The sequence below is a fragment of the Sphingomonas sp. Leaf257 genome, from assembly GCF_001422185.1.
GTDB classification, from domain to species: Bacteria; Pseudomonadota; Alphaproteobacteria; order Sphingomonadales; family Sphingomonadaceae; genus Sphingomonas; species Sphingomonas yabuuchiae.
Genome location: NZ_LMMH01000035.1, coordinates 87,082 through 99,694, shown reverse-complemented (window position 1 = coordinate 99,694; position 12,613 = coordinate 87,082). Strand labels below are relative to the sequence as shown.

Here is a 12,613-nt window from a genome sequence, read left to right as displayed (position 1 = left end):
GCCGGAGGGAAGGGCATGACGACCGTCACCGTCTGGTATGATGCCGCCTGTCCGCTGTGTCGCCGCGAGATCGCGGTGATGCGGCGGCTGGATCGGCGTCGCCGGATCGAATTCGTCGCGATCGGCGGGCGGGGGCCTGACCAGTGCCCGATCGACCGTGACAGGCTGCTGGCGCGCTTTCACGCGCGGGAGGATGGCCGGATGCTGTCGGGTGCGGCGGCTTTTGCCGCGATGTGGCGGGCGATCCCGCTCCTCCGGCCGCTGGGTCTGGCGGCACGCTGGCCCTGGATGCTGGCGTTGCTGGAGCGCGGCTATCGACGCTTCCTGAAGGTTCGACCGCGCCTGCAACGTTGGGCGGGACCCTGACCATTCCTCCCCTTTTCGGGGAAGGAATGCCTCAATGCCCCGGTGGCAGCCAGCTGAGGTCCAGCCCCTCGAACCGGTCGATATAGCCCGCTTCGCGCACCAGCTGTGCTTCGTCGAGCAGGTGGACACGCCCGCCCTCGCGCTTGATCAGCCCATCGTCCTCCAGCTGGCGCAGCATCCGGTTGACGTGGACGGCGGTCAGCCCGATCGCGTCGCCCATCTCCTCCTGGGTCAGGCCGGGGGCGAAGGATGCGGCCACCTCCATGCCCGCCTGGCGCATCTGGCCGCGTAGCGACAGCAACAGCGTCGCCACCCGCACCCGCGCCGAAGTACGGCCGAGACCTGCCAGCCGGTCGGTGGTGATGACCCGCTCGATCTGGTTGAGCACCAGGATCAGGCTGAACAGGCGGGGATGCCGGGTCGCCAGTCCCGCGATCTGGCCCCGGTCGAAGGGACAGACGACCGCATTGGAGACTGCCACCACTGTATCGGGCGAACGGCCATAGACCAGCGCCGACAGCGCGAAGAGATCGCCGGGAAACAGGAAGCGCACCACCTGGCGGCTGCCATCATCGAGCAGCACATAGCACATCAACATGCCCTGCTGCACGACGAACAGCTCGTCGCTGCGCGCCTGTTCCTCCATCAACACCGCACCGCGCCGGATCGTCTTTGGTCGATCCTCCAGCCGTGCCAAGGCCTCTCGTTCGGCCGGGGTCAACGAAACCCATTTGTTCAGGCGATCAGCTAGCCCGCAATTTGACACTGACACCTCATCCCCGGAGCGGACGAACGCCTTAGCCATCAAGGGTGCGACCACGCATTAATATCGATCAACCGGCCCTTTTCTTTGCTTTTCGTGCTCTTTGGCCATGGGGGACGGGCACGACCCTTGGCGATGCCCGCCACGTCCGCTAGGAGGACGGGTCTATGGACCGTATCCTTATTCGCGGCGGCAACCGGCTGTCGGGCCGCCTGAAGATCTCGGGCGCGAAGAACGCCGCGCTCACCCTGATGCCCTGCGCGATCCTGACCGACGAACCGGTCACGCTGCGCAACCTGCCGCGTCTGGCCGATGTCGACGGGTTCGGCCATCTGCTGAACCAGATCGGCGCATCGACCCGTGTCGAGGGGACACGTCCCGAAGATTTCGGCCGGGTGATGACGATCCGCGCGGGCCAGCTCTTCTCGACCGAGGCGCCGTACGACATCGTGCGCAAGATGCGCGCGTCGATCCTGGTGCTCGGCCCCATTCTGGCGCGCGCGGGCGAGGCGCGGGTGTCGCTGCCTGGCGGCTGCGCGATCGGCAACCGCCCGATCGATTTGCACCTGAAGGCGCTGGAGGCGATCGGCGCTGAGATCGAACTGACCGCCGGTTACGTCAAGGCCAGCGCGCCCGGCGGCCGCCTGTCGGGCGGACGTTACACCTTCCCGGTGGTGTCGGTCGGCGCGACCGAGAATGCGCTGATGGCCGCCGTCACGGCCAAGGGCACCTCGGTGCTGGGCAATGCCGCGCGCGAGCCCGAGATCGTCGACCTGTGCCGCTTGCTGATCGCGATGGGCGCGCGGATCGACGGCGTCGGTACCGAGACGCTGACCATCGAGGGTGTCGACCGGCTGCACGGCGCCACCTATTCGGTGATGCCCGACCGGATCGAAGCGGGCAGTTACGCCTGTGCCGCCGCGATCACCGGCGGTGACCTGGAGCTGGTCGGCGCCTGTGCCGAGGATATGCGCGCCACCTTGTCCGCGCTGACCGAAGCGGGCGTGACGGTCGAGGAAAGCCGGGATTCGATCCGGGTGAAGGCCGATGGTCCGCTCCAGCCGCTGACCCTGTCGACCGCGCCCTATCCGGGCTTCGCCACCGACATGCAGGCGCAGTTCATGGCGATGCTGTGCAAGGCGGAGGGCACCAGCACCCTGACCGAGACGATCTTCGAGAATCGCTACATGCACGTGCCCGAGCTGGCGCGCATGGGCGCGGACATCCAAGTCCATGGTCGTACCGCGATGGTGAAGGGTGTGAACAAGCTGACCGGCGCTCCGGTGATGGCGACCGACCTGCGCGCCTCGATGAGCCTGATCCTCGCCGGTCTGGCGGCCGAGGGCGAGACGTCGGTGGCCCGCGTGTACCATCTCGACCGCGGTTACGAGCGTCTGGAAGAGAAGCTGTCGGCCGTCGGCGCCGATATCGAGCGCGTCGGCGACTGATTTCATCCTCCCCGGCACGGGGAGGGGGACCGCCGCGAAGCGGTGGTGGAGGGGTGTCAGCAGCAGCGTGGACACCCCTCCGTCATTCCTACGGACTGCCACCTCCCCTTGCAGGGGAGGAATTTAAAGCCGCTACCACCAGCCCTCGGCTTCCAGCACCGGTACCATCGCGCGCGATACCCGCGCCTCGACCCCGCCGGTCAGGACCAGCCGCACCCCACGACCCTCGCGATGCGTCTCGCGAACGGCACTCCGCGCCACCCACCAGCTCCGATGCACCTGCGCGCCGATCAGCGGCGCGACCTCCTGCACCGCGTCACGCATCCTCAGCAGGATCAGTTCCGATCCATAGGCGCCATGGACGCGCAGATAATGGTCCTCCATCTCCAGCGCGACGATATCCGGCCCGAAACCGGGCGGCAGGCGGTCGAGCAGCGCGGGGCGGGGCGTCGTGATCGGCGGGGCGGGTTCGGGGACGGCTGGTTCCAACGTAACACTTCGTCGCTTCTGTCCATACCAGAGCAACAGGCTGGCCAACCCCCCGATCACCAGCACATTGCCATAGAGCAGCAGCGCCTGATCCGCGTCGGGCCAACGCAGCGGCAGACCCATACGTCCGACCCACCAGACGACGACGCTCATCGGCACGCTGGCGAGAATCGCCGCCGTGGCCCAGCCCGCCACTTCGGGGAAATGGAGCCGCTTCGCCAAGGCCAGCGAGCCCGCCATCATCGGCTTGTAGAGTGCATAGCCCGCCAGCATCAGCGCGATCCAATAGATCAGCCGATAGGCGAAGCGCGCGTCGAAGGTGCCGAACGGTCCCAGCACCGCGAGCAGCAGTCCGACGCCGATCATCAGCGCGATATCGATCACTATGCGGCGCGAGCGGGGCATCACGGCCTCGTGCCTATGGCCAATTGGCGCTTCGCGAAATGGCAAATCGGCCGGTCCACGAAGGGAAGCCACCGATCCACGCAGCCGGGCTGGCATGGGATCGATGTGGCGGCAGGAAAGGGACGACCCTTTTTCGATCAGGATTTCGACCGATGACCAGCCTTTCGATCGCTACCCCGAACCGCCGCCCTCTCGATAGCTCGCCCGCCGCCCGCGCCGCGATCCTGCTTGCAGGGGGCACGCTGTCGCTGATGGCGGTGGTCGCCATGGCGCGCGGCGCGCTCGGGCTCTCGCCGACCCTGGCGCGGACGCATGACGTGGCGGTGTTGATTCATCTCGGCTCGGTCCTGCCCGCCCTGCCACTGGGGCTCTATGTCCTGCTGGCGCGCAAAGGGGATGCGCGGCACCGGATGCTGGGCAAGCTCTGGGCGGTGCTGATGGTGGTCGCGGCCCTTTCCGCCCTGGCGCTGCGTGACCTGAATCACGGGCAATTCAGTTTCATCCATATCTTCGTGCCCGTCACGCTGATCGGACTATGGCGCGCGATCGCGGCGGCGCGGGCCGGGCGGATCGACACGCATCGCAAGGTGATGGTCAGCCTGTATCTCACCGGTCTGATCGGTGCGGGCTCCTTCGCCTTCCTGCCCGGCCGGGTGATGGGGACGTGGCTGTTCGGTTAAGTCACCAGCCGCTTGAGCGTCTCCACCCGGTCGGCTTCGGCGGCGGGCTTGTCGGTGCGGATGCGGGCGATGCGGGGGAAGCGCATGGCGACGCCCGACTTGTGCCGCTTCGAATCGTGGATCGAATCGAACGCGATCTCGAGCACCAGCGTCTTTTCCACCTCACGCACCGGACCGAAGCGGTGGACGGTATGCGCCCGTACGAACCGGTCGAGCTGGCGCAATTCCTCGTCGGTGATCCCCGAATAGGCCTTGCCGACCGGCAGCAACTCGCCCTCCTCGGTCCAGCAGCCGAAGGTGTAATCGCTGTAATAGCTCGATCGCCGGCCGTTGCCGCGCTGCGCGTACATCATCACGCAATCGGCGGTCAGCGGATCGCGCTTCCATTTGTACCACAGGCCGACGCGCCGCCCGCCGCTATAGGGGGAATCGCGGCGCTTGAGCATCACCCCCTCGATCGCGGCATCGCGCGCGGTAGCGCGCAAAGCCTCCAGCGCGGTGAAGTCCTCCGCCTCGATCACCGCGCTGACGTCGAACCGCTCGGGGTCGAGCTTTGCGGCGAACCCCTCCAGCCTCTTGCGCCGCTCGGTCCAAGGCAAAGCGCGGATATCCTCGGTCCCGTCGACCAATATGTCGTAGAGCCGGACGAAGGCGGGATACTCCGCCAGCATCTTCGCCGACACCGTCTTGCGCCCGAGCCTTTGTTGCAACGCGTTGAAGCTAGCCGCGCCGCCGCCATCCTCCAGCGTGCCACCCTGATGCTCGCCCTTGACCAGCAGCTCGCCGTCCACGGCCCCGACCGCGTCGAAGGCACTCGCCACCTCGGGAAAGGCGTGCGTCACATCGTCGCCGGTCCGGCTGTAGAGCCGCGTCTGCCCGGCGACATGGACGATCTGTACCCGGATGCCGTCCCATTTCCATTCGGCGGCATAGTCGGTCAGGTCGACCCGCAAATCCTCCAGCGGATGGGCGAGCATGAAGGGGCGGAAGACCGGCACATCGGCGGGTGTCGGCTGCGCGCCCGTGCCCTCGCCCCAGGCGAACAGCTCGGCATAAGGCGGCGACAGGCCGTGCCAGACCTCCTCGACCGCCTCGACATCCAATCCGAAATGTTGGGCGAAGGCGGTCTTCGCAAGCCGAGCGGACAGGCCGATGCGCAAGCCCCCCGTCGCCATCTTGAGCAACGCGAACCGCTCCTCGGCGGTCGATCGGTCGAGCATATCGGCCAGCGCGGCGGGCGCGTCGGAACGCGACAGGTGCCGCAGCCGCTCGACCACATCGCTGACCGACAGCGGTTCGGGATCGAGCGGCCGGTCGGGCGCGGGCCAGAGCAGGGCGACCGTCTCGGCGGTGTCGCCGACATAATCACGGCTCATGCGGAACAGCACGGGGTCCACCCGCTGCTCGATGAGCGCGCGGATCAGCGCGGGCTTGACGCCCGGCAGGTCGAGATCGCCCGTCAACGCTGCCATCGCCCAACCCCGGTCGGGATCGGGCGTGGCGGCAAGGTAATCCGCGACCAGCTTCAGCTTGGCGTTGCGCGAGCGCGTATAGATCAGCGCATCGAGCAACGCCGCGAATTCGCGCATCGGGGGATCAGTCGATCGCGTTCTTCACCGACTTGCCCGCGACCAGCCCGAGTACGAGGAAGATCACGAACAGCGCGATCGCGATGAAGAACAGAATCTTGGCGATCCCGACGAACGCGCCGCCAATGCCCCCGAAACCGAGCGCCCCCAGGATCAATCCGACGACGAGGAAGGTGATGGCAAGCTTGAGCATGGGGTAATCCTCCTGACCTGATAAGGGGTTAACTGGCGGGGAGGGTCGGTGTTCCGGTTACGGATGATCGGATGGGCCGGTTCGGAACGCGGGGCAGGGCCGGTCATCCCCATCGACACCGATTTCCAATCTTACCCCAAGTCATTGGCAAGCGCGGCGGTGCCGTGTGAAAGGCCGGTCATCATGTCCTATCCGATCCACCGCTTTCAGGCCATGTGCCGCCTGACCCCCGCTGAAGAACGGCACCTGACGACCCTGGGCGATGCCGAGGTCGTGCGGCGGCGCGGTGAGACTTTCCAGCGGGAAGGCGATGCACCGGGGGGCTTCCATTTGCATGTGCGCGGCTGGATCAGCTCGTCCATCCTGCTGCGCAGCGGGCATCGGCTGATCCAGAAGATTCATCTGCCCGGCGACATATTGGGCACGCCCAGCATGGTCCTGCCCCAGGCCGCCGACACGCTGACCGCGATTACCGAGGCGGTGACGGCCTTCGTGCCCTATGAACGCTTCGGTCAACTCTTTACCCAGGCCCCACGTCTGGCCGCCTTGTTCACCATCGCGGTACAGATGGAGCGGCTGGCGCTGATGGATGTGCTGGCCGTGACCGGCAACGCCTCGGCCCGTGAACAGCTGGCGCGGCTATTGGTCGATCTCCATGCGCGGCTCAGCCCGATTGGAATGGTGCAGGATGACAGCTTCCATCTGCCGCTGACCCAGGAGGTGCTGGGCGATCTGCTCGGCCTGACCGCGGTGCACGTCAACCGTACGATCCGGGGCATGGAAGCCGATGGGATCATCTCCCGTGAGGGGCACCGGGTGCGCCTGCTGAACCTGCCCGCCCTGCAAGAAATCTCGCCGCTGCCGCCCCGGTGCCCGCAGTTCGAACCGGCATGGCTGCCCGCGCCGCTATAAAAAAAGGCCCCGGTATCGACCGGGGCCTTTTCGTATCGGGTCGGGGAGGGCGGTCAGCCCTTCCGACCGGCCTCGAACAGGAACCAGGCGCGTTCCTCGGCCTGATCGGTCCATTCGTCGACGATGCCGCTGGTGGCGTTGTCCTTGGCCTCCTCGGCCGCGTCCTTGACCGTGCGGAAGCGCTCGACCAGCTTCAGATTGTCGTCGCGCAGTTCGACCAGCATGTCGGCGGCCGACACGAATTCGCGGTCATTGTCGACGATGGTCTGACGGCGCGCGATGTCGCCGATCGAGCGCAGCGTGACGTTGCCGGTCTTTCGCACGCGCTCGGCAATGGCGTCGGTCACGCCCAGGATCTGCGCGGCCTGATCGTCGAGCATCAGGTGATAATCGCGGAAATGCGGGCCAGAGACGTGCCAGTGGAAATTCTTGGTCTTCAGATAAAGCGCATAGCAATCGGCCAGCGCGCCATTCAGCGCGTCGGCGACGCTGGCGGTGGCGTTGCGATTGAGGTCGGTCGGCGTATCGAGCGCCGGATTGATATCGGACATGGACATGCTCCCGCTGTCTGAGGAATCGTTGCGTTAACGATCCGATGGCCCAATGGCTCCCTCGCTGTCCATGTACAAAGCCTGCGCTGTCTGATCGACCGCCTAGATCAATCCCTTGGCAGAAAGCGCGATGACGATGCCGATCAGGATCATGATTGCGCCGCCCGTCATCCGGATCGGTCGCCACGCCAGCCTGCGCCACTCACGCGCGCCCAGCAGGATCGCCGGTATCAACGCGCCGAGCATCCCCAGCATCGCGCCCGGCCAGGCCGCCCAGGGCAGGGGAGAGCGTGCGGCGGCGACCGCGACCAGCACCAGCCCGGATTCCATCAACAGGATCGTGCCCGCCCCCAACAAGGCGGTGCCGAACACCCCTAGGCGAACCGAGCCGAAGGGCGAACCGGCGCGCGGCAACCGCCCCATCATGCCGAGGCCCACCAGCACCAGCGCAACCGCCAGCAACAGGCTGCGCGCCTCAGGTGTCACCTGCGGCCCCAGCAATATCCCGATGCGGATCGCCACCGCCGCCAGCAACCCTTGCGCCAGCAGGACCCCCGCCAGGACCGGCAGGGCGCTGTCCGTCCGTTCCGCCAGCCTTTCGGCAAAACCGCTGAGCCGCCCGCCCGCCTGTGACACCAGCGTGGCGACCAGGACGATCATCAGCGCATCCATCAGCTGGCCAGACGTACCGAACAGGCCTCTGCAAAGGCGTTGGCGGTCTGCCAATCCTGCCGCTCGCTGGCGATGGCGTCGCTCAGGATCGCGAACCAGCCATGGACGGGCGCGGGTTCGCCCTGCCGCATGAGCGCGCGGCCGATGAAATGGGTGACGGTGACGGCGGGGACCAGCCCGTGGCGATGGGCGATACGGCGAATCGCTTCCACCCCGTCGATCAACTCGGCCGCCCGCGCATAGGGGGCGGACACGTCGAGCGCGGCGATTCGGGCCCAGAGCTGGTCGCGAATCTCGGTGGAGCTGATGCCCGCATGAAGTGATTCGCCCGGCTCCATCGTGATGGTCATCCCTCTCATGCCCGCCCCGATAGCGGGAAGCAGCACGGTTTCCATAGGGCCTTGGCCGTAAAGAGGGGCTTAAATCGGGTGAAATGCTTGACTCAGGCAGGCCCATGGGCCATGGGCGGCCCTTATATAGCGGCGGCTCCGGCTGCCGCTTTCGCTTTTTCACGCATACAGGAACCAGGTCATGGCCAAGCCGACCACCGTCAAGATCAAGCTCGTCAGCTCGGCTGATACCGGCTTCTTTTACGTCACGAAGAAGAACCCGCGCACCAAGACCGAGAAGCTGAGCTTCAACAAGTACGACCCGGTCGTGCGCAAGCATGTCGAGTTCAAGGAAGCCAAGATCAAGTAATTTGCGGGCGGCGGCCCCGGGGTCGCCCCGTAAGTCTTGAAGGCGTGAAGCCGCCGTCCGACAGGACGCGCGGCTTTTTGTCGTTGGTCTGAGTGCCTAGGTCCGCCACGCGCGCTCTCCCTCCCGCAGGCGGGAGGGGGTCGGGGGGAGGGTTAGGAGTCTCATCGAGACCGTCGCTCGTGGCTTTCCCTCCCCCATCCCCTCCCGCTTGCGGGAGGGGCGTGCTTGTGGCGAGCGGCGGAACGCCAATTCGTGCCTTTACGCCGCTTCCGGGTACAGCGTGGCGATCAGCCAGTCGTGGAACAGCTTCACCGACTTCAGCTGAAGCGCACGCGGGCGGCAGACGAACCAGTGGCTGTATGGGCTGTCGACCTCGATATCGAACAGCCGGACCAGACGCGGATCATGCGCATGTTCGAAATGGCTGGCGTGCATGAAGGCGACGCCGAGGCCCTGCGCCACCGCCTCCAGCATCAGGCCGCCCGAGTCGAAGAAGTCGATCGCCTTGGGCTTGATATCGGTCAGTCCTGCGACCTGGCACCAGGCGGTGAAGGCGTCGGGCATTTCGCGGTGCAGCAGCGCGGTCATGCCGTTCATCTGCTCGGGTCGGAGCAGCGGATCGGGGCCTTCGAGCAGCCGCTTGGCGCCGATGACATAGACTTTGTTGCGGTCGAGCCGCTTGGCGTAGAGCGAGGGGTCGATGTCGCGGCCCAGCGCGATCACCGCGTCCAGTCCTTCGCCCAGCCGTGCGATGCCGTGCCCGGCGGTGTCGATATCCAGATGCAGTTCGGGATGTGCCGCACGTAGCAGCCCCATATGCGGGAACAGCCGCTGCGACGCATAGAGCGGCAGCACGCCCAGGCGCAGGCGCAACACTTCCTGTCCGCTGGTCATCGCCTCCACCGCATCCGACAACTGGTCGAGCAGCGGCGCGATCTGCTCCATCAGGCGCTGGCCCTCTTCATTGGGCACCATCGCCTGGTGCCGCCGGGCGAATAGCGGCTTGCCGACAAAGCGTTCCAGCGTCTGCACCCGGCGGCTGAGCGCGGGCGCCGACAGCGCCAGTTCCTCGGCCGCCGCCTTGATGGAGCCCAGGCGTACGACCTGGACAAATGCTTCGATCGCACCCAGCGGGGGGAGCCTGCGCATGGCGTACCTGTACTCGTTGACCTATTGGGCAGAGGATTGCACAAACTGCAATCATAACCAAGCTTTTCGCACTTGCAACATAACGTGTCGCACCGCAAAAGGAACGGGCCTTTCAGGCATCCTCTCCTAAAAACTTTCACGGGCTGGTCGTTTCGATCGGCCCTTTTTTTTGCCTCGGCTCGGCCGTCCGCCCTTTTGCGGGCCGGAACCCGCCCCCACGTCCCGCGCTTTCGTGTTTCAGACACTTTGCCAAGGGACGATCATGGCCGACAGCGACGCGCCGACCCGCAAGATACAGGTGGCCAATAGCCGCCCCGAGGATTCGGGCCGGGGCCTCGCCCATGTCCCGCGCAGCCTGATGGCGGCGCTGGGCATCACCGAAGGCGACGTGGTCGAGATCGTCGGCAAACAGGCCACCCCGGCGCGCGCGGTCGCCCCCTATCCCGAGGATGAAGGGCTGGACCTCGTCCGCATCGACGGGTTGCAGCGCGCCAATGCGGGCGTCGGCTCGGGCGATTTCGTCGAGGTGCGCAAGGTCGAATCGAAGCCTGCGACCCGTGTCGTCTTTGCCCCTGCGCAACAGAATCTGCGGCTTCAGGGCTCGGCCCAGGCTTTGAAGCGGACCTTCTTCAACCGGCCGCTCTGCCAGGGCGATGTGGTCGCCACGGCGGGGCAGCAACGGGTCACCAACATGCCGCCGGGTGTCGCGCAGTTCATGAACGCGCCCGCCTATGCGTTGCAGGAAATCCGCCTCGCGGTCGTCGCGGCCAGCCCCAAGGGGGTCGTCCATATCGACGAGAATACCGAGGTCGAGCTGCGTCCCGAATATGAGGAGCCGCGCGAGGCGAGGCGCGCCGACGTCACCTATGACGATATCGGCGGCATGGCCTCGACCATCGACCAGCTGCGCGAGATGGTCGAGCTGCCGCTACGCTATCCCGAATTGTTCGAGCGGCTGGGCGTCGAGCCGCCAAAGGGCGTGCTGCTCCACGGGCCGCCCGGCACCGGCAAGACGCGGCTGGCCCGTGCCGTCGCCAATGAGTCGGATGCCCAGTTCTTCCTGATCAACGGCCCTGAGATCATGGGCTCGGCCTATGGCGAGTCGGAGCAGCGGCTGCGCGAGATCTTCGAGGAGGCGACCAAGTCCGCCCCCTCGATCGTCTTCATCGACGAGATCGACTCGATCGCCCCCAAGCGCGACCGGGTGCAGGGTGAGGCGGAGAAGCGGCTCGTCGCGCAGCTGCTGACGCTGATGGATGGGTTGGAAGCGCGCGCGAACCTGGTCATCATCGCCGCAACCAACCGGCCCGAAGCGATCGACGAGGCGCTGCGGCGGCCGGGTCGGTTCGACCGCGAGATCGTGGTCGGCGTGCCCGACGAGCGCGGGCGGCGCGAGATTCTGGGCATCCATACGCGCGGCATGCCGCTGGGCGACAAGGTCGATCTGAACGAGCTGGCGCGCACCACCTTCGGCTTTGTCGGCGCGGATTTGGCCGCGCTGACCCGCGAGGCGGCGATCGAGGCGGTGCGGCGGATCATGCCGCGCCTGAACCTGGAGGAACGGACGATCCCGGCCGAAGTGCTGGATACGCTATCGGTAACGCGCGAGGATTTCCTGGAGGCGCTGAAGCGCGTCCAGCCCTCGGCGATGCGCGAGGTGATGGTGCAGGCGCCGACCGTGCGCTGGGAGGATGTCGGCGGGCTCGACACCGCGCAGATGAAGCTGAAGGAAGGCGTCGAACTGCCGCTGAAGGACCCTGATGCGTTTCGGCGCCTGGGCATCCGGCCCGCCAAGGGTTTCCTGCTCTATGGCCCGCCCGGTACCGGCAAGACGCTGTTGGCGAAAGCGGTCGCGCGCGAGGCGCAGGCCAATTTCATCGCCACCAAGTCGAGCGACCTTCTGTCCAAATGGTATGGCGAGAGCGAGCAGCAGATCACCCGGCTGTTCGCCCGTGCGCGGCAGGTGGCGCCGACCGTGATCTTCATCGACGAACTGGATTCGCTGGTCCCGGCGCGTGGCGGCGGGCTGGGTGAGCCGCAGGTGACCGAGCGGGTGGTCAACACCATTCTGGCCGAGATGGACGGGCTGGAGGAGTTGCAGTCGGTCGTCGTCATCGGCGCGACCAACCGGCCCAATCTGGTCGACCCCGCGCTGCTGCGCCCGGGGCGGTTCGACGAACTCATCTATGTCGGCGTGCCCGACAAGGCGGGGCGGCGGCGTATCCTGGGCATCCAGACCGCGAAGATGCCGTTGGCCGAGGATGTCGATCTGGATGACGTGGCGGCGCGGACCGACCGGTTCACCGGTGCCGATCTGGGTGACGTGGTGCGCCGGGCGGGCCTGATCGCGCTGCGCAAGTCGTTGGGCGCGACTCAGGTCGATATGGCGGCCTTCGACGAGGCGCTGACCGAGGCGCGGGCAAGCGTGACCCCGGAAATGGAGCGCGATTACGAACAGATCGCCGCCAAGCTGAAGCAGGAGGCGGCGGCGATCCAGCCGATCGGCTTCATCGCGCCGGGCATGCTGACGCCGCGAGGGGACAAGCAGCCGTAACGGAAGCCTAAGCCCCTCCTCCCGGCAGGGGGGAGGGGTTTGGGGTGGGGGCTGTGCCACAAGCGATGGTCTCGGTGAGACCCCTTGCCCTCCCCCATCCCCTCCCGCCTGCGGGAGGGGCGTGCTTGCGGCGCGCTTTGGAT

14 protein-coding genes are annotated in these 12,613 nt (G+C 66.6%); 6 read left to right on the top strand and 8 right to left on the bottom strand.

All coding sequences use genetic code 11. The annotated features are described in order from the left end of the window. The first annotated feature begins 15 nt into the window (after window positions 1-15). On the top strand, window positions 16-366 hold the full coding sequence (locus ASF14_RS18555) for a thiol-disulfide oxidoreductase DCC family protein (protein WP_056438746.1): 351 nt from the start codon (window positions 16-18) through the stop codon (window positions 364-366). A 31-nt stretch (window positions 367-397) separates the two neighbouring features. On the opposite strand, the gene ASF14_RS18550 is transcribed toward ASF14_RS18555, so the two are convergent. Next, window positions 398-1,063 carry a Crp/Fnr family transcriptional regulator gene (locus tag ASF14_RS18550; RefSeq protein WP_236697139.1) on the bottom strand — a complete coding sequence of 222 codons (666 nt, stop codon included), beginning with the start codon at window positions 1,061-1,063 and terminating at the stop codon, window positions 398-400. A 233-nt stretch (window positions 1,064-1,296) separates the two neighbouring features. Between ASF14_RS18550 and murA the strand changes: the two genes are divergently transcribed. Further along, window positions 1,297-2,577, top strand: a complete 1,281-nt coding sequence (murA, locus tag ASF14_RS18545) for a UDP-N-acetylglucosamine 1-carboxyvinyltransferase (RefSeq protein ID WP_056438739.1) — start codon at window positions 1,297-1,299, stop codon at window positions 2,575-2,577. Window positions 2,578-2,709: 132 nt separating this feature from the next. Here murA and ASF14_RS18540 read toward each other — a convergent pair whose 3' ends face one another. Then, window positions 2,710-3,471, bottom strand: a complete 762-nt coding sequence (locus ASF14_RS18540; RefSeq protein ID WP_056438735.1) for a LytTR family DNA-binding domain-containing protein — start codon at window positions 3,469-3,471, stop codon at window positions 2,710-2,712. A 152-nt stretch (window positions 3,472-3,623) separates the two neighbouring features. On the opposite strand from ASF14_RS18540, the gene ASF14_RS18535 reads away from it, so the two are divergent. Then, window positions 3,624-4,151 (top strand): DUF2306 domain-containing protein, encoded by a 528-nt coding sequence (locus ASF14_RS18535; RefSeq protein ID WP_056438732.1) that lies wholly within the window; start codon window positions 3,624-3,626, stop codon window positions 4,149-4,151. Here ASF14_RS18535 and ASF14_RS18530 read toward each other — a convergent pair. Together ASF14_RS18530 and ASF14_RS18525 are read right to left on the bottom strand one after the other, a co-directional pair. Next, window positions 4,148-5,740: a cisplatin damage response ATP-dependent DNA ligase gene (locus ASF14_RS18530; protein WP_056438729.1), complete on the bottom strand. Its 1,593-nt coding sequence runs from the start codon at window positions 5,738-5,740 to the stop codon at window positions 4,148-4,150. The two genes, ASF14_RS18535 and ASF14_RS18530, sit on opposite strands and share 4 nt — an antisense overlap. 7 nt (window positions 5,741-5,747) lie before the next feature. Further along, entirely contained in the window at window positions 5,748-5,933 is a 186-nt protein-coding gene (locus ASF14_RS18525; RefSeq protein WP_007407044.1) for a DUF1328 domain-containing protein, read from the bottom strand. A gap of 183 nt (window positions 5,934-6,116) precedes the next feature. Here ASF14_RS18525 and ASF14_RS18520 point away from each other — a divergent pair, with 183 nt between their 5' ends. Then, on the top strand, window positions 6,117-6,845 hold the full coding sequence (locus tag ASF14_RS18520) for a Crp/Fnr family transcriptional regulator (protein ID WP_056438992.1): 729 nt from the start codon (window positions 6,117-6,119) through the stop codon (window positions 6,843-6,845). 53 nt (window positions 6,846-6,898) lie between these two features. Here the strand turns inward: ASF14_RS18520 and ASF14_RS18515 are convergent, their stop codons facing one another. The 3 genes from ASF14_RS18515 to ASF14_RS18505 all read right to left on the bottom strand — a co-directional run bounded on the left by ASF14_RS18515 (window position 6,899) and on the right by ASF14_RS18505 (window position 8,427). Then, window positions 6,899-7,396, bottom strand: coding sequence for a Dps family protein (locus tag ASF14_RS18515; RefSeq protein WP_443025833.1), 498 nt, complete (start codon window positions 7,394-7,396; stop codon window positions 6,899-6,901). Window positions 7,397-7,498: 102 nt separating this feature from the next. Continuing rightward, the gene (locus ASF14_RS18510; RefSeq protein ID WP_168371568.1) at window positions 7,499-8,056 is read right to left on the bottom strand and encodes a hypothetical protein; all 558 of its coding nucleotides are present in this window, start codon (window positions 8,054-8,056) and stop codon (window positions 7,499-7,501) included. 11 nt (window positions 8,057-8,067) lie between these two features. Continuing rightward, window positions 8,068-8,427 (bottom strand): hypothetical protein, encoded by a 360-nt coding sequence (locus tag ASF14_RS18505; protein WP_236697138.1) that lies wholly within the window; start codon window positions 8,425-8,427, stop codon window positions 8,068-8,070. Between the two features lie 172 nt (window positions 8,428-8,599). On the opposite strand from ASF14_RS18505, the gene rpmG reads away from it, so the two are divergent. After that, window positions 8,600-8,767: a 50S ribosomal protein L33 gene (gene rpmG, locus ASF14_RS18500; RefSeq protein WP_007407030.1), complete on the top strand. Its 168-nt coding sequence runs from the start codon at window positions 8,600-8,602 to the stop codon at window positions 8,765-8,767. A gap of 258 nt (window positions 8,768-9,025) precedes the next feature. Here the strand turns inward: rpmG and ASF14_RS18495 are convergent, their stop codons facing one another. After that, window positions 9,026-9,916, bottom strand: a complete 891-nt coding sequence (locus ASF14_RS18495) for a LysR substrate-binding domain-containing protein (protein ID WP_056438720.1) — start codon at window positions 9,914-9,916, stop codon at window positions 9,026-9,028. A 262-nt stretch (window positions 9,917-10,178) separates the two neighbouring features. On the opposite strand from ASF14_RS18495, the gene ASF14_RS18490 reads away from it, so the two are divergent. After that, the gene (locus ASF14_RS18490; RefSeq protein WP_056438718.1) at window positions 10,179-12,470 is read left to right on the top strand and encodes a CDC48 family AAA ATPase; all 2,292 of its coding nucleotides are present in this window, start codon (window positions 10,179-10,181) and stop codon (window positions 12,468-12,470) included. Window positions 12,471-12,613 lie beyond the last annotated feature (143 nt).